The organism is Streptomyces sp. NBC_00250 (assembly GCF_036192275.1).
Taxonomy (GTDB): Bacteria; Actinomycetota; Actinomycetes; order Streptomycetales; family Streptomycetaceae; genus Streptomyces.
On sequence record NZ_CP108088.1, the window covers coordinates 1942821 to 1963180 of the forward strand.

Genomic DNA, 20360 nt, shown 5'->3' on the forward strand with positions numbered 1-20360 from the left:
CGGTCAGTCCTGGTGGCCGAGCTGGAGGTCGCGCTCGGTGCGGCCGCCGCCGGCCATCTGGAGGACGGTCGCGACGGGCGGGTAGCCGGCGGCGATGACGGTGTACTCGCCGGAGGACAGGTCCACGAAGCGGAAGGTTCCGTCGACCCCGGTGGTGAGGGTGTCGACGACGTTGCCGGCGGCGTCGAGCAGGGTGACGCGGGCGTCCTCCACCGGGCGCCCGCCCCCGGCCCGTACCGTGCCGCGCAGCACCGCCCCGCCGGCGAGTTCGATGTCCTGGCGGGTCTCGCGGGAGGACTGGACGCTCACCGGGAGCGCGGCGGGCCGGAAGGCGGGGGCGCTGGCGGCGAGCGTGTACTCGCCCGCGACCAGTTCGGAGATGACGTACCCGCCCTCGCGGCCGCTGCGGGTGGAGGCGACGACCTCGCCGCGTACGTCGGTGAGGGTGACGGCCGCGTCCCGTACGGGCGTCCCGTCGGCGGTGACGACGCTGCCCGCGAGCCGCCCGGCCCCGCCGAGGACGACGTCGAGTTCGACGGGCCGGTCGCCGACGGTCACGGAGACGGCCTGGGGCTGGTGTCCGCCGGCCGCCGCGATGAGGACGTACGCGCCGCCGCCGGGAACGCTGAGCGCGTACCGCCCGTCCTCGCCGCTGGCGCCCCGGCCGATCTGCCGGCCCTGGACGTCGATGAGGGTGAGGGCGGCCCGGGGGACGCGGCTGCCGTCGTGGTGCTGGACGGTGCCGCAGACGGGGAGCCCTGAGTGCGGCGGGGCGAAGGACACGGGGGCGGACGCGAGGGCGGACGCGGGGGCGGCGTGCCGGGCGTGCGGGACGGCCTGGACGCCGCCGAACTCGTCGGCTCCGGTGGCCTCGGTGGTGGGGCTGTGGTGGGTCACCAGCGGTTTCTCCTTGAGGAAGAAGGCGAGGACGAGGCCGAGCACGAGGACCGGCACGAGGTAGAGGAAGATCCGCGGCATCGCGTCCGCGTACGCCTGGATGTAGGCGTCGCGGACGGCGGGCTGCAGGGTGTGCACCGTCTGCGGGGTGATCGACTCGGCGGGCGGCAGGGAGGTGGCGCCGCCGGAGAGGACGCTGGAGAGCCGGTCGCCGAGGGCGTCGTCGAGCCTGGAGGCGAAGAGGGTGCCGAAGACGGCGGCGCCGACGCTGCCGCCGATCTGGCGGAAGTAGTTGTGGGCGCTGGTGGCGGTGCCGAGGTCGGTGGGGCGTACGGAGTTCTGCACGGCGAGGACGAGCACCGGCATCACCAGGCCGATGCCGGTGCCGAGGACGGCCTGCCAGAGGCTGAGCTGGAGGCGCGGGGTGTCGGCGTCCAGGTGGGAGAGCAGCCACATGCCGAGGGCGGAGAGGGCCCCGCCGAGCAGCGGGTAGATCTTGTAGTGGCCGGTGCGGCTGATGAGCTGGCCGGAGACGACGGAGGCGATGACGATGCCGCCCATGAGGGGCAGCATCAGGAGGCCGGACTCGGTGGCGGTGGCGCCCTCGACCATCTGCAGGAAGCTGGGGAGGTAGCTGGCGGCGCCGAAGAGCGCGATGCCGACGACGGCGCCGACGAGGGCGGTGACGGTGAAGACGGAGTCGCGGAACAGCCGGAGCGGGATGAGGGGTTCGGGCGCGAAGTGCTCGACGACCAGGAAGAGCAGGGTGGTTCCGGCGGCCCCGCAGGCGAGGGCGATGACGACGCGGGAGTCCCAGGCGTACTCGGTGCCGCCCCAACTGGTGAGCAGGACCAGGCAGGTGGAGGCGGCGGCGAGGAGCAGGGCGCCGAGGACGTCGAAGCGCGCGCGTGCCGTGGGCTTGGGGAGTTTGAGGACGCCGGCGACGACGGCGAGGGTGACGAGCCCGAAGGGCACGTTGAAGTAGAAGCACCAGCGCCAGGAGACGTGGTCGGTGAAGAAGCCGCCGAGCAGGGGTCCCGCGACGGAGGCGAGGCCGAAGGCGGCGCCGATCAGGCCCATGTACCGGCCGCGTTCCCGGGCGGGCACGATGTCGGCGATGATCGCCTGGACGCCGATCATCAGGCCTCCGGCGCCGATGCCCTGGATCGCGCGGAAGGCGATGAGTTCGTCCATGCTGCGGGACCAGCCGGCGAGGCCCGAGCCGATGACGAAGACGACGATGGCGAAGAGGAAGACGCCCTTGCGGCCGAGGAGGTCGCCGAGCTTTCCGTAGATCGGCAGGCCGATGGTGGAGGTCAGCAGGTAGGCGGTGATCGCCCAGGACATCCGGTCGAGGCCCTGGAGTTCGCCGACGATCTTCGGCAGGGCGGTGGCGACGATCATCTGCTCGAGCGCGGCGAGGAGCAGCGCGAGCATCAGGCCGCAGAAGACGAGCCGGACGCGGCGGGGGTCGAGGTGGTCGGTCGGTGCGGGGTCGGGCGGTGGGGCGAGGTGGGCGGGAGGGCCGCCCGCGGCGAGCGGTTCCGTGCCGTCTGCGCCCGCTGTGTCTTCGGCGGCTTCGGCCATCGTGATCGCACCCACGTACCTGCTCCCCTCGTCACGGCGTCTGCGCCGCGCCATTCTTCGCATTGGGCACGAAGGGGGAGCAAGTCGGGCGGTACGGGAGGCCAGTGGCACCCGAGGAACCGAACGGCCCTGCGCCACGGCGCACTTGGGGCGCTCATCAGCGCGTTTACGAGGAGGCCCGCGCCCCCCGGCGCACGGGGGCGCCGTTACGGGGGTGCGGGCGATCCACTCGAATCGGTGAACGCTCCGGGCGTTACTTCTCGACCTCGTCCGCCAGCTTGGCGAGAACGGCGTCGTAGATCCTGCCGAGGCCCTTGGGCGCGAAGGTCCGCTCGAAGAAGCCGCCGACGCCGGTGGCACCGTCCCAGACGGTGGTGACGACGGCCTTGGACTTGCCCTCGCCGGCCGGGGTCACGAGCCAGGTGGTGACCATGGAGGAGTTGCGGTCCTTCTCGACGAGCTGCCCGTCGGTGGGCTCGGTGACCTCCAGGAGGCAGTCGCGGACGCGCTTGCTGGTGGCCTGCAGCTTCCAGTGGACGAGGGTGCCCTCGCCGTCGCCGCCCTCGCGCACCTCGTACTCGCTGAAGTGCTCGGGGAGCAGCTTCGCGCGCGTGCCGCTGTAGTCGGCCAGCGCGTCGAACACCGTCTCCGCGTCCGCGGCGATGATCCGTTCCGTGGTGGCCTCGACCTGCGCCATTGACTTCCTCCAGCTCGTGGTTCCTCAGGGGTGTGGGCCAAGAGAACCACGTGGGCTCCGGGGCGCGAAATCCGGGTTGCGACGATCAAGGGAACAGGTGTTCTATTCTGACCGAACGGTCGAAGCAGAGCCATCGAGGAGGCGTCCATGCGCTGGGACAATCTGGGCGACACCCCTGCCGCTCCCGCCGACGTCGCCCTCTTCGGTGCGGACGCGGTGACCACCCGGACCTTCGACACCCCGGAGTTCCGGGGCATCACCTTCCACGAGGCACGGGCCCGCTCGATCCTCAACCGGGTGCCGGGCGCCTCCCGGATGCCGTTCGAATGGACGGTCAACCCGTACCGGGGCTGCACGCACGCGTGTGTGTACTGCTTCGCCCGCAAGACCCACAGCTACCTCGACCTCGACACCGGCCTCGGCTTCGACTCCCAGATCGTCGTCAAGGTCAACGCCCCGGAGGTGCTGGCCCGCCAGCTCGCCTCCGCCCGCTGGCAGGGCGCGCACATCGCGATGGGCACCAATGTCGACTGCTACCAGCGGGCCGAGGGCCGCTACCGTCTGATGCCGGGCATCCTCACCGCCCTGCGGGACCACGCCAACCCCTTCTCGATCCTCACGAAGGGCACGCTGATCCTGCGCGACCTGGAGCTCCTCACCCAGGCGGCCCGGGTCACCGAGGTCGGCATCTCCGTCTCCGTCGGCTTCACCGACGAGGAGTTGTGGCGCACGATCGAACCCGGCACCCCCTCCCCGCAGCGCCGGCTCGACGTGGTCCGCACGCTCGGGGAGCACGGCATCGACTGCGGGGTCCTGATGGCCCCCGTGGTGCCCTTCCTCGGCGACCGGCCCGAGCAGCTGCGCGACACGGTCCGCGCGATCGCCGAGGCCGGGGCGAGTTCGGTCACCCCGCTCGTCCTGCATCTGCGGCCGGGCGCCCGCGAGTGGTTCACGCAGTGGCTGCGGCGCCACCACCCCGGCCTGGTCGGGCGGTACGAGCGGATGTACGCGGACGGGGCCTACGCGCCCACGTGGTACCAGCGCCGGATCACCCGTCAGGTGCACGAACTGGCTGCCGAGTTCGGCATCGGTCCCGCGGATCGCGGCGCGACGCGGCGGACACCCGTACCGGAGGAGCCGTCCCTCGCTGCCGCCCCCGAGCAGCTCACCCTCCTCTGAGCGCGCTCCTCCGATCATCGGACCGGTCACCTGACACGCCGTCCGATCCCCCTCCGTTCGGGTCAACTCTCGGCGAAACAGGTCCTCTCCACGCCCGTTCGGGACACAAACGCCCTATGACCCCACGCGCAGGAATGCTGATCGCCGCAGGAGCGCTGGTCGCCGGGACGGTCACCGTCCTGCCCGCCGCCCCCGCGGGTGCCGGTGAACCGGCCCCCCGCCCGTTCCCCCCGCTCGCCTGGACCGGCTGCGCCACCGAGGCGTACCCGAAGCTCCAGTGCGCCACCCTCAGGGTGCCGCTCAACCACGACGACCCGGCCGGCCGGACCGTCACCCTCGCCCTCACCCGGATCCCGCACACCGCGAAGACCTTCCAGGGGCCGCTGCTCGTGAACCCGGGCGGGCCCGGCGGCAGCGGCCGCGGCATGGCCGGGTACGTGGCGTCCTCGCTGCCCCCGAAGGTGGCCGCCGAGTACGACGTGATCGGCTTCGACCCGCGCGGGGTCGGCAAGAGCGAGCCCGCGCTCGACTGCAAGCCCGGCCACTTCGACCCGGTCCGCCAGGACTCGGTGCCGAGCGACGCCAAGGGCGAGCGGCTCGCGATCGAGCGGGCACAGGCCTTCGCCGCGGCCTGCGGCAAGAAGTACGCGGACGCGCTGCCGTACATCGACACCGTGAGCACCGCCCGGGACATGGACCTGATCCGGCGCGCCCTCGGCGCACAGAAGATCAACTACCTCGGCTACTCGTACGGCACCTACCTGGGCGCGGTGTACGCGCGGCTCCACCCGGACCGGGTGCGGCGCATGGCGCTGGACTCCGTGGTGAACCCGCACGGCGTCTGGTACGAGGACAACATCGCGCAGGACTACGCCTTCGACACCCGCCACAAGGACTTCATGGCCTGGGTGGCCAAGCAGGACGCCGTGTACAAGCTGGGCACCGACCCGGCGGCGGTCGAGGCGGCCTGGTACCGGATGCGCGACGCACTGCGCGCGAAGCCGGCCGACGGCAAGGTCGGACCGGGCGAGCTGGAGGACACCTTCCTGCCCGGCGCGTACTACAACGGCTACTGGCCCCGGCTCGCGAAGGCCTTCTCGGCGTACGTCAACGACGCGGACGCGGTGCCGCTGAAGGAGGCGTACGAGCGGTACGCGGAGGCCGACGCGGCCGCCGACAACGGCTACTCGGTCTACACGAGCGTGCAGTGCCGGGACGCGGCCTGGCCCCGTGACTGGAGCGTCTGGCGCAAGGACAACTGGGACGTGCACGCCAAGGCGCCCTTCTCCACCTGGAACAACGCCTGGTACAACGCGCCGTGCGCGTTCTGGCCGGTGGAGTCGCTGACCCCGCCGGACGTCACCAACGACCAGGTGCCGCCGGTCCTCATCCTCCAGGCCACGGACGACGCGGCGACGCCGTACGAGGGCGGGGTCGCGCTGCACCGGCTGATGCGCGGCTCCAGCCTGGTCGTCGAGGAGGGCGGCGGGAACCACGGGGTCACCCTCGGTGGGAACGACTGCATGGACGGGCACCTGTCCACCTATCTCGCCACGGGCAAGGTCCCGCGCGCCGAGGGCGAGGGCGAGGTGGACGCCGCCTGCGCGACGCTCCCGGAGCCGAAGGCCGAGCCGCTGACGCGGTCCGCACCGCCCCTCGCCGAGTCGGCCGGCGCCGCCCTGCACGGGTTCCTCGGCCACGTGCGCTGACCTCGGACCCACCCACCGGCCATGCCCGCCGCCGCAAGGGGGGCGGGCATTGTCGGTGCCGTGCGCGAGGATGTGGGACATGACGAGCCACCTGACCCACGTCCCCGCTCCCGACGGCATCGCCGCCAGCCCCCAGTACAGCCATGTCGTGTGGGGGACGGGCCGCTTCGTGGCGATATCCGGCCAGTGCGCGTTCGACGCCTCGGGCGCGGTGGTCGGGGAGGGTGACGCGGTGGCCCAGGCCCATCAGGTCTTCGCGAACCTGGACCGCTGCCTCGCCGCGGCGGGCGCCGGGTTCCAGGACGTGGTGAAACTGACGTACTTCGTCACGGACGTCGCCCATCTCCCGGCCGTACGAGAGGCCAGGGACGCCCATTTCGCGGGGGCGCCGCTGCCGGCGAGCTCGGCGGTCCAGGTGTCGGCGCTCGTCCGCCCGGAACTGCTCGTGGAGATCGAGGCGTTCGCGCTGGTTCCGACGCGGGCGGAGGAGGAGTCCGGTACGGCCGATGTCTCCCGCCCGCGTCTTCGGTCAGTGGGCGGTGTCGAGTCGGCCCAGTGACCGTTCGGCCTCGGCGCCGAGCCGGGGGTGCGGGAGCGCTGCCTCCAGGGCGGGGCGCGCCCGCGGATCACCGAGGGTGCCGAGGCCCTCGACGCAGGCGAGGCCGACCCGCCAGTGCGGGTCGTCGGCGGGCAGCCGCCGTTCGAGGACGGTGATCAGGGCGGGTACGGACTCGGGGGCGCGGAGGGCGGCGAGCAGCCGGATCGGCAGCAGGGCGTAGGCGACGCGGAGTTCGTTGGTGGCGAGGGCGGCGGCCGCGCGGGCGGTACGGGGGTCGCCGAGCCGGGTCAGGGCGTGGGCGGCGGTGACGCAGCGCTCCGGGTCGCGGTGGTTGAGGAGGAGCACGAGGGCCTCGAAGGCGCGCGGGTCGCCCGCGACGCCGAGGGCGTAGGCGGCGATCTCGCGGGCCCAGAGGGGCTGTCCGGGTGCCGTGAGGACGTGGTGCAGTTCCTCGGGATCGGTGGTTTCCGCGAGATGTCCGAATGCCGCCGGGACGGTTCCGGTGTCATTCTCGATCTCGTCCCGCAATCGATCGATCATCGAGCAGAATTCCGGATCCTCGGCGTATTCCATGAATCCGAGCCTATCCGCGATCCAGATCACATTTTCCTCAACTTCCCGGGACTGGCGCGCTCGTTACCGGCCGGTTAGTCTCAGGTGAGCGGGGCACCCCCCGCGCTTCTCACAACGGCCTGGTGACGCAGCCGTTGTGGGTGTCGGTCGGTTCGGCAGTTTCGACGTGACTCCGGGACAGAGTCCGTCTCCCTTTCTCTCAGGGCATAGCCCTTTCTCCGGGCAGCGCCCTCATTCATTCCCGCGCCTTTCGTGCGCGCACTGCCCTCAGTCGTCACTCTTCCTCTCAGGAGTCCCCTGATGGACACCCCTCTCTCCACCATCGCCGTCGTCGGTCTCGGCACCATGGGCACCGGTATCGCCGATGTCCTCGCCCGGGCCGGCCGCGAGGTCATCGGCATCGACATCAGCGACACCGCCGCCGCCCAGGCCGTCGCCGCCCTGGAGGCCTCCACCGCCCGTGCGGTGGCCCGTGAGCGGATCACCGAGGAGGAGCGGCAGGACGTCCTGGCCCGCTTCCGTACCTTCTCCGACCTCCACGCGGCCGCCGAGGCCGATCTCGTGATCGAGGTCGTGCCCGAGTCGTACGAGGCGAAGCAGGAGGTCTTCCGGGCCCTCGACGGCATCGTCCGGCCCGGCACCATCATCGCCACCGGCACGAACGCGCTCTCCGTCACCCGGCTCGCCGCCGACTCGGCGCACCCCGAGCGCGTCCTCGGCCTGCACTTCTTCACCCCGGTCCAGGCCATGAAGCTGGTCGAGGTGGTCTCCTCCGTGCTGACCGACCCGCGGGCCGTCGACGCCGTCACCCGGCTCGCCCTGGACCTCGGCAAGGAGCCGGTGGCGGTCGGCGACCGGGCCGGGTTCATCGCGGACGGACTGCTCTTCGGCTACCTGAACCAGGCCGCCGCCATGTACGAGGCGAAGTACGCCTCCCGCGAGGACATCGACGCGGCGATGAAGCTGGGCTGCGGTCTTCCGATGGGCCCGCTCGCGCTGCTCGACCTGATCGGCGTCGACACGGCCCGTACGGTCCTGGAGGCCATGTACGCGGACTCCCACGACCGGCTGCACGCCCCGGCCCCGATCCTCAAGCAGCTCAGCGAGGCGGGTCTGACCGGCCGCAAGTCGGGCCGCGGTTTCTACACGTACGAGGCGCCGGGCTCCGGCGAGGTCGTGCGGGACGCGCTCACCCCGCTCGGCTCCGCGGACGCCGCCGGCGGCCGCGAGATCCGCTCGGTCGGCGTCGCCGGCTCGGGCACGATGGCCTCCGGCATCGCCGAGGTCTTCGCCAAGGCCGGGTACCAGGTCGTCCTCGCCGCCCGTTCCCAGGAGAAGGCGGACACGGCGAAGGCCCGGATCGCCAAGTCGCTGGCCCGCTCGGTCGACAAGGGCCGGATGACGGGCGAGGCCCGTGACACGACGCTGGCCCTGATCACCGCGGCGGGCACGCTCGACGCCTTCGCCGACGTCGACCTGGCCCTTGAGGCGGTCGCCGAGGACCTGGCGATCAAGCAGGAGCTGTTCGCGCGGCTCGACAAGATCTGCAAGCCGGGCGCGGTGCTGGCCACCACGACCTCCTCGCTGCCGGTCGTGGCCTGTGCCCGCGCCACCTCGCGCCCGCAGGACGTCATCGGGATGCACTTCTTCAACCCGGCTCCGGCGATGAAGCTGGTCGAGATCGTCCGTACGGTGCTGACCGGCGACGACGTCCACGCCACCGTCCGCGAGGTCACCACGAAGATCCGCAAGCACCCGGTGGACTGCGGCGACCGGGCCGGGTTCATCGTGAACGCGCTGCTCTTCCCGTACCTGAACAACGCGATCAAGATGGTCCAGGAGCACTACGCGACGCTGGACGACATCGACGCCGCGATGAAGCTGGGCGGCGGGTACCCGATGGGCCCGTTCGAACTGCTCGACGTGGTCGGTCTGGACGTCTCGCTGGCGATCGAGCAGGTGCTGCACCGCGAGTTCCGCGACCCGGGCCTCGCCCCGGCCCCGCTCCTGGAGCACCTGGTGGCGGCGGGCTGCCTGGGCCGCAAGACGGGGCGCGGCTTCCGCGAATATGCCCGACGCTGAGCCGGGAGCGGCCGGCTGGGGCGGTCTGCTGAGCCTCCCGGGCACCGTCGGTGCCCGGGAGGGCTCCCCGCCCCCACCTGGGCACACTCCCCCTCCGATGCAGTACGTTCGGACCATGCCCAAGGCCGCGAAGACACCCCGTGCCACGTCCCCGTCCGACGCTCCGGAGAGCGCGGCGGGTACTCGCGCCGCCGCCCAGCGGCTCAAGATGCGCCGGGAGCTCGCCACGGCCGCGATGGAGCTGTTCGCGACCAAGGGGTACGAGGCCACGACGGTCGACGAGATCGCGGCCACGGCGGGGGTCGCGCGGCGGACCTTCTTCCGTCACTTCCGCTCGAAGGAAGAGGCGATCTTCCCCGATCACGACGACACCCTGGTGCGGGCGGAGGCGGTGCTGAACGCGGCCCCGCCGCACGAGCACCCGCTCGACACGGTGTGCCGGGGCATCAAGGAAGTCATGAAGATGTACGCGGGGTCCCCTGCGGTCTCCGTGGAGCGCTACCGGCTCACGCGTGAGGTGCCGACCCTGCGGGAGCGGGAGATCGCCTCGGTGGCCCGCTACGAGCGGCTGTTCACCCGCTATCTCCTCGGGCACTTCGACGAGCGCGACCACCACGACGGCAACGACGACCCGCTGCTCGCCGAGGTGGCGGCCTCGGCGGTCGTCACGGCCCACAACCACGTCCTGCGCCGCTGGCTGCGGGCGGGGGGCCAGGGCGACGTGGAGTCCCAGCTGGACCACGCCTTCGCGATCGTCCGGGAGACCTTCGGCTCGGGCATAGGCGCGGGCCGCCCGGCCCCTTCCTCGTCCGCCCCGGGCACCGCCGAGCCGGCTCCGTCCGTCCGTGCCTCCACCACCGGTGACGTGGTGGTCGCCGTGGCCCGTACGGACGCACCGCTCGACGAGGTCATGCGCACGATCCAGCAGGCGCTGACGAAGAGCTGACCCCCCTTCCCACGACGAAGGCCGCCCCTCCGGGGGCGGCCTTCGCCCGTTTTGACCTGCGGTTCGATCGATCATCGCTCATCTGTGACCGGCAGATTGCATCTGAGTGAAATTGTTGGCACGCAGTGCCTTGTCACGTGACACGCCGTGCCATACGTTGATGGTGTCCGGGCGGCCGGCGCGCAGAGGTCTCCTCGTGCGCCGGCTGTCCCCACAAGCGATCGTGATCGTGCGCCCGGACGCCTGCGTCACAGGCACCCTCAGCGCCCACCAGGCGCGGCCCGCACCACCCCGCCGAACCGACGGCACACCTCCACAGCAGCAGCCCCAGACGTAACTCTCAGCGCGTCCTCCCCTCAGGACGCCGCACCGCCGGAGGCAACCCCGTGAAGGACATCCTGGACGCGATCCAGTCCTCGGACTCCACGTCCGCCGACTTCGCGAACATCCCGCTCCCCGAGTCGTACCGCGCCATCACCGTCCACAAGGACGAGGCGGAGATGTTCGCCGGGCTCGCCAGCCGCGACAAGGACCCGCGCAAGTCGCTGCACCTCGACAACGTGCCGGTGCCCGAGCTCGGCCCGGGCGAGGCCCTCGTCGCCGTCATGGCCAGCTCCGTGAACTACAACTCGGTCTGGACCTCGATCTTCGAGCCGGTCTCCACCTTCGGCTTCCTGGAGCGCTACGGCCGGCTCAGCGACCTCAGCAAGCGCCACGACCTGCCGTACCACGTCATCGGCTCCGACCTCGCGGGCGTCGTGCTCCGCACCGGCCCGGGCGTGAACTCGTGGAAGCCCGGTGACGAGGTCGTCGCGCACTGCCTCTCGGTCGAGCTGGAGTCCTCGGACGGCCACAACGACACGATGCTCGACCCCGAGCAGCGCATCTGGGGCTTCGAGACCAACTTCGGCGGCCTGGCGGAGATCGCGCTGGTCAAGTCGAACCAGCTGATGCCGAAGCCCGACCACCTGAGCTGGGAGGAGGCGGCCTCCCCCGGTCTCGTCAACTCCACCGCGTACCGCCAGCTGGTCTCCCGCAACGGCGCCGGCATGAAGCAGGGCGACAACGTCCTCATCTGGGGCGCCAGCGGCGGCCTCGGCTCGTACGCCACGCAGTTCGCCCTGGCCGGCGGCGCCAACCCGATCTGTGTCGTCTCCTCCCCCGAGAAGGCCGACATCTGCCGGGCGATGGGCGCCGAGGCGGTCATCGACCGCAACGCCGAGGGCTACAAGTTCTGGAAGGACGAGCACACCCAGGACCCGAAGGAGTGGAAGCGCTTCGGCAAGCGCATCCGCGAGCTCACCGGCGGCGAGGACATCGACATCGTCTTCGAGCACCCGGGCCGCGAGACCTTCGGCGCCAGCGTCTACGTCACCCGCAAGGGCGGCACCATCACCACCTGTGCCTCCACCTCGGGCTACATGCACGAGTACGACAACCGCTACCTGTGGATGTCGCTCAAGCGCATCATCGGCTCGCACTTCGCCAACTACCGCGAGGCGTGGGAGGCCAACCGCCTGATCGCCAAGGGCAAGATCCACCCGACGCTCTCCAAGGTGTACTCCCTGGAGGAGACCGGCCAGGCCGCCTACGACGTCCACCGCAACCTGCACCAGGGCAAGGTCGGCGTCCTCGCGCTCGCGCCCCAGGAGGGCCTGGGAGTCCGCAACCCGGAGATGCGCGCCCAGCACATCGACGCCATCAACCGCTTCCGCAACATCTGAGCCCGGGACCATAGATGACTGAGCGCCAGAAGGACCGGCCGTGGCTCATGCGGACGTACGCCGGTCACTCGACCGCCGAGGCGTCCAACGAGCTGTACCGGCGCAACCTCGCCAAGGGTCAGACCGGCCTCTCGGTCGCGTTCGACCTGCCGACGCAGACGGGCTACGACCCCGACCACATCCTCGCCCGCGGCGAGGTCGGCCGGGTCGGCGTCCCCGTCTCGCACCTCGGTGACATGCGGCGGCTGTTCCAGGACATCCCCCTGGACCAGATGAACACCTCGATGACCATCAACGCCACGGCGATGTGGCTCCTGGCGCTCTACCAGGTGGTGGCCGAGGAGCAGGGCGCGGACGTCACCCGGCTCCAGGGCACCACCCAGAACGACATCGTGAAGGAGTACCTGTCGCGCGGGACGCACGTCTTCCCGCCCGGCCCCTCCCTCCGCCTCACGACGGACATGATCACCTACACGGTGAACAGCATCCCGAAGTGGAACCCGATCAACATCTGCAGCTACCACCTGCAGGAGGCGGGGGCCACTCCGGTCCAGGAGATCTCGTACGCGATGTCCACCGCGATCGCGGTGCTCGACGCGGTACGCGACTCCGGCCAGGTCCCGGCGGACCGCTTCGGCGAGGTCGTCGCCCGTATCTCCTTCTTCGTGAACGCGGGCGTCCGCTTCATCGAGGAGATGTGCAAGATGCGCGCCTTCGGCCGCATCTGGGACAAGGTCACCCGCGAGCGGTACGGCATCGAGAACGAGAAGCAGCGCCGGTTCCGCTACGGCGTGCAGGTCAACTCGCTCGGTCTGACCGAGGCCCAGCCGGAGAACAACGTCCAGCGGATCGTCCTGGAGATGCTGGCCGTCACCCTCTCCAAGGACGCCCGCGCGCGTGCCGTGCAGCTGCCCGCCTGGAACGAGGCGCTCGGACTGCCGCGGCCGTGGGACCAGCAGTGGTCGCTCCGCATCCAGCAGGTCCTCGCCCACGAGTCCGACCTCCTGGAGTACGAGGACATCTTCGCCGGCTCGCACGTCATCGAGGCCAAGGTCGACTCGCTCGTCGAGGAGTGCCTGGCCGAGATCGAGCGGATCCAGGAGATGGGCGGCGCGATGGCCGCCGTCGAGTCCGGCTACCTCAAGTCGCAGCTCGTCTCCTCGCACGCCGAGCGGCGCGCCCGGATCGAGGCCGGCGACGAGAAGATCATCGGCGTCAACATCTTCCAGGCGACCGAGGAGAACCCCCTCACCGCCGACCTGGACACCGCGATCATGACGGTGGACCCGGCGAACGAGGCGCGGGTCGTCGCGGCCCTCCACGAGTGGCGCGACAACCGCGACGAGACCCGCGCCCAGGAATCCCTGGCGACGCTGAAGGCGACGGCTGCCGGTGACGGCAACCTCTTCGCCGCCACCCTGGAGTGCGCGCGTGCGGGCGTCACGACCGGGGAGTGGTCCTGGGCGCTGCGGGACGTCTTCGGCGAGTTCCGCGCCCCGACGGGCGTGTCCTCGGCCCCGGTCGCGGTGACGGCCGAGGCGGGCACGCCGCTGGCCCTGGTACGGGACAAGGTGGCGCGGACCGCCGAGGAGATGGGCGTCGGGCGGCTGCGGCTGCTCGTCGGCAAGCCGGGCCTGGACGGGCACTCCAACGGGGCCGAGCAGATCGCCGTACGCGCGCGTGACGCCGGTTTCGAGGTGGTCTACCAGGGCATCCGGCTGACGCCCGAGCAGATCGTGAGCGCCGCCCTCGCCGAGGACGTGCACTGCGTGGGTCTGTCGATCCTCTCCGGCTCGCACTCCGAGCTGGTCCCGGACGTCCTCGACCGCCTCCGCGAGGCGGGCGCGACCGACGTGCCGGTCATCGTCGGCGGGATCATCCCGAACGCCGACGCCGCAGAACTGAAGCGTGCGGGTGTGGCCGCCGTCTTCACACCGAAGGACTTCGGTATCACGGAGATCATCGGACGTATCGTCGACGAGATCCGGACAGCGAACAAGCTCCACCCCCTTGAAAGTACGGAGGTCCCCGCATGACCAGCCCCGTGAACCGACTCCGCCCCCGCCGCTCCTGCCTGGCGGTCCCCGGTTCCAACCCGCGCTTCCTGGAGAAGGCCCAGGGCCTCGCGGCCGACCAGGTCTTCCTGGACCTGGAGGACGCGTGCGCCCCGCTGGCCAAGCCCGAGGCCCGGCACACCATCGTGAAGTTCCTGAACGAGGGCGACTGGACCGGCAAGACCCGTGTCGTCCGCGTCAACGACTGGACGACCCACTGGACGTACCGTGACGTCGTCACCGTCGTCGAGGGCGCCGGCCAGAACCTCGACTGCATCATGCTGCCGAAGGTCCAGGACGCCCAGCAGATCGTGGCGCTCGACCTCCTGCTGACCCAGATCGAGAAGACGATGGGCTTCGAGGTCGGCAAGATCGGCATCGAGGCGCAGATCGAGAACGCCCAGGGCCTCACCAACGTCAACGCGATCGCGCAGGCCTCCCAGCGCGTCGAGACGATCATCTTCGGCCCGGCCGACTTCATGGCCTCCATCAACATGAAGTCGCTGGTCGTGGGCGAGCAGCCGCCCGGCTACCCGGCGGACGCGTACCACCACATCCTGATGAGCATCCTGATGGCCGCCCGCGCCAACAACCTCCAGGCGATCGACGGCCCCTACCTCCAGATCCGCAACCCGGAGGGCTACAAGGCCGTCGCGCAGCGCGCCGCCGCCCTGGGCTTCGACGGCAAGTGGGTGCTGCACCCGGACCAGGTCGCCGCCGCGAACGAGATCTTCTCGCCCTCGCAGGAGGACTTCGACCACGCCGAGCTGATCCTGGACGCGTACGACTACTACACGTCCGAGGCCGGCGGGAAGAAGGGCTCCGCGATGCTCGGCGACGAGATGATCGACGAGGCCTCCCGCAAGATGGCCCTGGTCATCTCCGGCAAGGGCCGCGCCGCCGGTATGCAGCGCACCAGCAAGTTCGAGATCCCGGAGGCCTGAGTCCGATGCAGTTCGGTCGCACCTACGAAGAGTTCGAAGTCGGCGCCGTCTACAAGCACTGGCCCGGAAAGACGGTCACCGAGTACGACGACCATCTCTTCTGTCTGCTGACGATGAACCACCATCCGCTGCACATGGATGTGAATTACGCCGAGAACACGACGGACTTCGGCAAGAACGTCGTCGTCGGCAACTACATCTACTCGCTGCTGCTCGGCATGTCCGTGCCGGACGTCTCCGGCAAGGCCATCGCCAACCTGGAGATCGAGTCGCTGCGGCACGTGGCGCCGACCTTCCACGGCGACACGATCTACGGTGAGACCACGGTCCTCGACAAGACCCCGTCGAAGTCGAAGAACGACCGCGGCATCGTCTACGTCGAGACCAAGGGCTACAAGCAGGACGGCACCCTCGTGTGTGTCTTCCGCCGCAAGGTGATGGTCCCCACCGAGACGTACATCAAGGAGCGCGGCGGCGAGCAGCCCGGCCGCCCCGAGCTGATCGAGCCCGCCAAGAAGACGGAGAAGTAGCCATGGCCCGACTCGCCCAGACCGCCGGGCTCACGGACGTCCAGCAGGAGATCCTCAAGACCGTCCGGGAGTTCGTCGACAAGGAGATCATCCCGGTCGCCACCGAGCTGGAGCACCGCGACGAGTACCCCCAGCAGATCGTCGACGGGCTCAAGGAGCTCGGTCTGTTCGGTCTGATGATTCCCGAGGAGTACGGGGGTCTGGGTGAGTCGCTCCTCACCTACGCGCTGTGCGTGGAGGAGATCGCGCGTGGCTGGATGTCGGTCTCCGGCATCATCAACACGCACTTCATCGTGGCGTACATGCTGAAGCAGCACGGCACCCAGGAGCAGAAGGACTACTTCCTTCCGCGGATGGCGGCCGGCGAGACGCGTGGCGCGTTCTCGATGTCGGAGCCGGCCCTCGGCTCGGACGTGTCGGCCATCACCTCGAAGGCGGTGAAGGACGGCGAGGAGTACGTCCTGAACGGCCAGAAGATGTGGCTGACGAACGGCGGCACGTCGTCGCTGGTGGCCGTTCTCGTCCGAAGTGACGAAGGCCACCCGGAGGGCACCGCCCCCCACAAGTCGATGACGACCTTCCTCGTCGAGAAGGAGCCCGGCTTCGGAGAGGTCCGCCCCGGCCTCACCATCCCCGGGAAGATCGACAAGATGGGTTACAAGGGCGTCGACACGACCGAACTCATCATGGACGGACTGCGCATTCCGGCCAATCGGGTCCTCGGCGGGGTCACCGGCCGAGGGTTTTACCAAATGATGGACGGCGTCGAGGTCGGCCGCGTCAACGTGGCGGCCCGTGGCTGCGGTGTCGCTCAGCGTGCTTTCGAGCTCGGTGTCTCGTATGCCCAGCAACGTCACACTTTCGGCAAGGCGATCGCCCAGCACCAGGCGATTCAGTTCAAGCTCGCCGAGATGGCTACCAAGGTCGAGGCCGCTCATGCGATGATGGTGAATGCAGCACGCAAAAAGGACTCCGGGGAACGAAACGACCTCGAAGCAGGGATGGCGAAGTACCTCGCCTCCGAATACTGCAAGGAGGTCGTCGAGGATGCCTTCCGCATTCACGGCGGCTACGGGTTCTCCAAGGAGTACGAGATCGAGCGCCTCTACCGCGAGGCGCCGATGCTGCTCATCGGTGAAGGTACCGCCGAGATCCAGAAAATGATCATTGGTCGTCGGCTGCTCGAGGAGTACCGATTCCAGGGTTGATTGTCGGTTTTGAGTCGTTTCGGCCGCGAAGAAGATCACACCCTGTGTTCGTCTTCCGGCCGTCGACTCGGTTCCTGGCTTACCCAGTTGCGCCCCGCAACCGATAGCATCGAGGGAAAGCCGCCGTCCCCCGTTGCCAGTGCGGCATCATCCGCTACGAAGGTCATCCATGCCCCACAGCCAAACCTCTGCACACCGCGACAGCCTCACGGGCGTACGCCTCGCGCGCGGAGCATCGCCGTGGCTCCTGCCGACCGTCGCCACCGCGGCGCTCAGCCTCGTGCGCGCGCGCAAGTCGAAGCGTGCCGCGGCCATCGCCGTGCCGGTCACCGCGCTCGCGGCCGGCATGCTGTGGTTCTTCCGCGACCCCGAGCGTGAGATCGCTCAGGGCCGGGTCATCTCCCCCGCCGACGGTGTGGTGCAGAGCATCATGCCGTGGAAGGACGGACGGACCCGGGTCGCCATCTTCATGAGCCCGCTGAACGTCCACGTCAACCGCGCGCCGCTGGCCGGCACCGTGACGTCCGTGGAGCACGTTCCCGGTGGGTTCGTCCCGGCGTTCAACAAGGAGAGCGAGAACAACGAGCGCGTTGTCTGGCACTTCGACACCGAGCTCGGCGACATCGAGATGGTGCAGATCGCGGGGGCCGTGGCCCGCCGCATCGTGCCGTACATCCCGCAGGGGACCAAGGTCGAACAGGGTGACCGCATCGGTCTGATCCGCTTCGGCTCGCGCGTCGACATCTACCTCCCCGAGGGTGTCGAGGTCGCCGTCGAGGTCGGCCAGGCCACCACAGCGGGGGTGACTCGCATTGACCGTGATTGATCCCGACACACGGGCCGCCGACTGGGTCGCCGGCACCGATGCGGAAGCGGCCGAAGAGGCCGAGGAGATGCCGCTGTCGCTGAGGCTGTCCATAGCGGACGCCCTCACGCTCGGTAACGCCACGTGTGGATTCATGGCGGTGTACTTCACCACCACGGGCATCCTCATCCCGCACCTCACGGGCAGCACGGAGACCGGCATGGCGCGCAACAGCGCCGCCACCGCCGTGATCCTCATGCTGGCCGCGGCGATCTTCGACCTGTTCGACGGCATCGTGGCGCGCAAGCTCCGCTCGTCGCCGATGGGCGCCGAGCTCGACAACCTCTCGGACCTGATCAGCTTCGGTCTGGCACCGGCCTACTTCGTACTCGTGTACGGCATGGTCACGCCCGGCGCGCAGCAGAAGGTCTCGGCGGTGGCCGCGATCGTGGTGCTGCTCGCCGTGGTGCTGCGGCTGGCGAGATTCTCCTGCGTGACCATGAAGGACGGCATGTTCCAGGGCATGCCGAGCCCCTTCGGCGCGCTGACGGTGGTCTCGATCGTGCTCCTGGAGCTGCCGTTCATCCCGACGCTGCTCGCGATCATCGGTGTCGCCTGGCTGATGGTGAGCCGGGTCGAGTACCCCAAGCCGCGGGGCATCCTCGCGGTGGCGATGCTCAGCTGGATCGTCGGTGCGATGGGCATGCTGGCGGCCTGGGCGTTCGACGCTCCGGGCGGACAGTTCCTGCTCCAGACCGGGTGTGCGCTCCAGGTCGTGATGGGCGCCGTGATCCCCCTCTTCGCGACGGCCCGCCGGGTGAACACCTTCCGCGGCAACCGGCGTGAGAGCCGGGAGGCGCGGGCGGCACAGCTGCCGTAGGCGAGAGAACGACCGATGTACGGAAGGGCCCCGGAGGCGATTCGCCTCCGGGGCCCTTCCGTGTGCCCGGGGCTACCCCAGTCGCTTGTAGTAGAGCGTGGTCGCGCGCAGGACGCCGGCCGGGTCGGCGGCGAAGTCCGGGATCGTGCCCGCGGCCGTCCAGCCCGCGCCCCGGTAGAGGCGCTCGGCCGGGCTGTCGGTCTGGGTGTCCAGGACGAGCAGGGTGAGGCCGGTGGCGGCGGCGTGGGCCTCGGCCGTGGCGAGCAGCCGGTGTCCGAGGCCTCCGCCGCGGGCCGCGCGGTGCACCAGGAGCCGGGCGATCTCGCCGCGGTGCCTGCCGTTGGCCGTGCCGCCTCGGACGAGGGTGACGACGCCGGTGAGGGTCCCGTCGGGGCCGTGGGCCGCCCAGACGTCCCGGGCGCCCTCGGCCGCCTCCTCGGCGACGCGCGCCCACCAGGCGGCCGCCTCGGGGGCCGCGAGGGGCGCCAGGAAGCCGACGGAGGCGCCGGAGTCCACGGCGTCGACGAGGAGCGCGGCGAGACCGGCGGCGGCGTGCGCCCGTACGGCGTCGGGGGTGAGGCGCTCGATGACGTCGACCGGCTTCTCCAGGCACAGCAGGTCGGGCCGCTCGTCCCAGGAGTCGACCGTCTCGAAGCCCAGGGCGCGGTAGAGGGCCAGTGGCTCCTCCCGCCAGTTCCAGACGGTGAGGCGTACGGCGGCGGCGCCGGAGACCGCTGCGCGGCGCAGGGCCGCGGTCATGAGGGCCTTCGCGATCCCCTTGCGGCGGGCCTCGGGCGCCACCCAGAGCCGCTTGATCTCGGGCGCCCGGCCCCCGTGCGGGGCCTTGAGGACGACGCAGCCGGCCGGCAGGTCGTCGCCGGGCGGGGTGGCGAGCAGGACCGTGTCGGCGGCGAACGCGCCGGCCGGGTCCTCGACCTCGGCGCGGTATACGGCGGGGAGCTGGGCGACCTGCTCCACCGCCGTCCCCTTCTCGGCCTGGTTGACCAGGTGGTAGGCGGCCAGCAGGTCAGGGAGGCGTGGGTGGGAGCGGTTCTCCTCGATGCGTGCAGTCATGGGCCCGAGCTTCACACCGCGATGTTTCGGGAACGTGAAGATCTTTTACGCTGGGGCCCATGCGTGTACTTGTAGCGGGCGCCACGGGCGCCGTCGGTCGTCAGCTCGTGCCGCGCCTGGAGGCGGCCGGCCACGAGGTCGTGGGTCTGTCACGGCGCGGGCCGAACCCCGTGGACGTGCTGGACGCCGGGGCGGTGCACCGGACGGTGGCCGAGGCCGCGCCGGACGCGGTGGTCCACCAGCTCACGGATCTCGGGGCGGCGGACGGCTCCGCGAACAACCGCGTACGGGTCGAGGGCACCCGGAACCTGGTGGACGCGGCGCGCGCGGCCGGCGTCGGCCGGATCGTCGCGCAGTCGATCAGCTGGGCGTACGCCCCCGGGGACGCGCCCGCCGACGAGTCCGTACCGCTCGATCCGACGGAGGAGGTGCCCCGGTCGCGCATCGTCGCCGGGGTGCGGGCCCTGGAGTCCGCCGTGGCCGAGCTCCCCGAGGCGGTCGTCCTGCGGTACGGGATCCTGTACGGCCCCGGCACCTGGTACGCGCCGGGCGGCGCCGTGGCCGCCGCGCTCGCCGGGGATCCGGCGGCCCGGTTCCTCGGAAGCACGGCGGCCGACGACGGGGTGAGCTCCTTCGTGCACGTGGCCGACGCCGCCGAGGCGGCCGTACGGGCCCTCGCGTGGCCCTCGGGCGCGTACAACGTGGTGGACGACGAGCCCGCGTCCGGGCACACCTGGCTGCCGGTCCTCGCGGAGGCCCTGGGCGTCCCGGCCCCGGCGCGGAGCGAGGGCCGGGTGCCGTGGGCGCGGGGCGCGGTGAACGCGCGGGCCCGTGCCCTGGGGTGGGCCCCGGCCCACCCGTCCTGGCGGACGGGCTTCGCGGACCGGGACCCGGGCCGCCCCGGCTGACCCG

17 protein-coding genes are annotated in these 20360 nt (G+C 70.7%); 13 read left to right on the forward strand and 4 right to left on the reverse strand.

The genetic code is table 11. The annotated features are described in order from the left end of the window. Nucleotides 1-3 precede the first annotated feature (3 nt). A complete protein-coding gene (locus OG259_RS08720) occupies nucleotides 4-2484 on the reverse strand; it encodes an MFS transporter (RefSeq protein ID WP_328947028.1) in 2481 nt (826 codons plus the stop codon). A gap of 253 nt (nucleotides 2485-2737) precedes the next feature. Beyond that, nucleotides 2738-3181, reverse strand: coding sequence for an SRPBCC family protein (locus tag OG259_RS08725; protein ID WP_266898572.1), 444 nt, complete (start codon nucleotides 3179-3181; stop codon nucleotides 2738-2740). Nucleotides 3182-3328: 147 nt separating this feature from the next. Here OG259_RS08725 and OG259_RS08730 point away from each other — a divergent pair, with 147 nt between their 5' ends. From OG259_RS08730 to OG259_RS08740, 3 genes are all read left to right on the forward strand, one after another. Further along, the gene (locus OG259_RS08730) at nucleotides 3329-4360 is read left to right on the forward strand and encodes an Rv2578c family radical SAM protein (protein WP_328941734.1); all 1032 of its coding nucleotides are present in this window, start codon (nucleotides 3329-3331) and stop codon (nucleotides 4358-4360) included. Between the two features lie 116 nt (nucleotides 4361-4476). Then, nucleotides 4477-6069, forward strand: a complete 1593-nt coding sequence (locus tag OG259_RS08735; protein WP_328941735.1) for an alpha/beta hydrolase — start codon at nucleotides 4477-4479, stop codon at nucleotides 6067-6069. 79 nt (nucleotides 6070-6148) lie between these two features. Beyond that, nucleotides 6149-6628: a RidA family protein gene (locus OG259_RS08740; protein ID WP_328941736.1), complete on the forward strand. Its 480-nt coding sequence runs from the start codon at nucleotides 6149-6151 to the stop codon at nucleotides 6626-6628. On the opposite strand, the gene OG259_RS08745 is transcribed toward OG259_RS08740, so the two are convergent. After that, on the reverse strand, nucleotides 6599-7201 hold the full coding sequence (locus tag OG259_RS08745; RefSeq protein WP_328941737.1) for a HEAT repeat domain-containing protein: 603 nt from the start codon (nucleotides 7199-7201) through the stop codon (nucleotides 6599-6601). The two genes, OG259_RS08740 and OG259_RS08745, sit on opposite strands and share 30 nt — an antisense overlap. Nucleotides 7202-7501: 300 nt before the next feature. Here OG259_RS08745 and OG259_RS08750 point away from each other — a divergent pair, with 300 nt between their 5' ends. The 9 genes from OG259_RS08750 (at nucleotide 7502) to pssA (ending at nucleotide 18374) form a co-directional block, all read left to right on the forward strand. Then, nucleotides 7502-9283, forward strand: a complete 1782-nt coding sequence (locus tag OG259_RS08750) for a 3-hydroxyacyl-CoA dehydrogenase family protein (RefSeq protein WP_328941738.1) — start codon at nucleotides 7502-7504, stop codon at nucleotides 9281-9283. Nucleotides 9284-9398: 115 nt separating this feature from the next. Continuing rightward, complete coding sequence (locus OG259_RS08755) at nucleotides 9399-10229, forward strand: TetR family transcriptional regulator (RefSeq protein ID WP_328941739.1); 831 nt, start codon at nucleotides 9399-9401, stop codon at nucleotides 10227-10229. A 386-nt stretch (nucleotides 10230-10615) separates the two neighbouring features. Further along, nucleotides 10616-11953 (forward strand): crotonyl-CoA carboxylase/reductase, encoded by a 1338-nt coding sequence (gene ccrA, locus OG259_RS08760; RefSeq protein ID WP_328941740.1) that lies wholly within the window; start codon nucleotides 10616-10618, stop codon nucleotides 11951-11953. Between the two features lie 14 nt (nucleotides 11954-11967). After that, nucleotides 11968-13989, forward strand: a complete 2022-nt coding sequence (locus tag OG259_RS08765; RefSeq protein ID WP_266898556.1) for a protein meaA — start codon at nucleotides 11968-11970, stop codon at nucleotides 13987-13989. Next, the gene (locus OG259_RS08770) at nucleotides 13986-14951 is read left to right on the forward strand and encodes an HpcH/HpaI aldolase/citrate lyase family protein (protein WP_055640579.1); all 966 of its coding nucleotides are present in this window, start codon (nucleotides 13986-13988) and stop codon (nucleotides 14949-14951) included. Before OG259_RS08765 ends, OG259_RS08770 begins: the two co-directional genes overlap by 4 nt. 5 nt (nucleotides 14952-14956) lie before the next feature. After that, complete coding sequence (locus OG259_RS08775) at nucleotides 14957-15481, forward strand: MaoC family dehydratase (RefSeq protein ID WP_030320137.1); 525 nt, start codon at nucleotides 14957-14959, stop codon at nucleotides 15479-15481. Nucleotides 15482-15483: 2 nt separating this feature from the next. Continuing rightward, nucleotides 15484-16689, forward strand: coding sequence for an acyl-CoA dehydrogenase family protein (locus OG259_RS08780; protein WP_056562931.1), 1206 nt, complete (start codon nucleotides 15484-15486; stop codon nucleotides 16687-16689). A gap of 169 nt (nucleotides 16690-16858) precedes the next feature. Continuing rightward, nucleotides 16859-17515: a phosphatidylserine decarboxylase gene (locus OG259_RS08785; RefSeq protein ID WP_189834654.1), complete on the forward strand. Its 657-nt coding sequence runs from the start codon at nucleotides 16859-16861 to the stop codon at nucleotides 17513-17515. Further along, complete coding sequence (pssA, locus tag OG259_RS08790; RefSeq protein WP_328947029.1) at nucleotides 17508-18374, forward strand: CDP-diacylglycerol--serine O-phosphatidyltransferase; 867 nt, start codon at nucleotides 17508-17510, stop codon at nucleotides 18372-18374. Before OG259_RS08785 ends, pssA begins: the two co-directional genes overlap by 8 nt. Nucleotides 18375-18446: 72 nt before the next feature. Here the strand turns inward: pssA and OG259_RS08795 are convergent, their stop codons facing one another. Continuing rightward, complete coding sequence (locus OG259_RS08795) at nucleotides 18447-19448, reverse strand: GNAT family N-acetyltransferase (protein ID WP_328941741.1); 1002 nt, start codon at nucleotides 19446-19448, stop codon at nucleotides 18447-18449. Between the two features lie 59 nt (nucleotides 19449-19507). On the opposite strand from OG259_RS08795, the gene OG259_RS08800 reads away from it, so the two are divergent. Beyond that, the gene (locus OG259_RS08800; protein WP_328941742.1) at nucleotides 19508-20356 is read left to right on the forward strand and encodes an NAD-dependent epimerase/dehydratase family protein; all 849 of its coding nucleotides are present in this window, start codon (nucleotides 19508-19510) and stop codon (nucleotides 20354-20356) included. The last annotated feature ends 4 nt before the right edge of the window (nucleotides 20357-20360 follow it).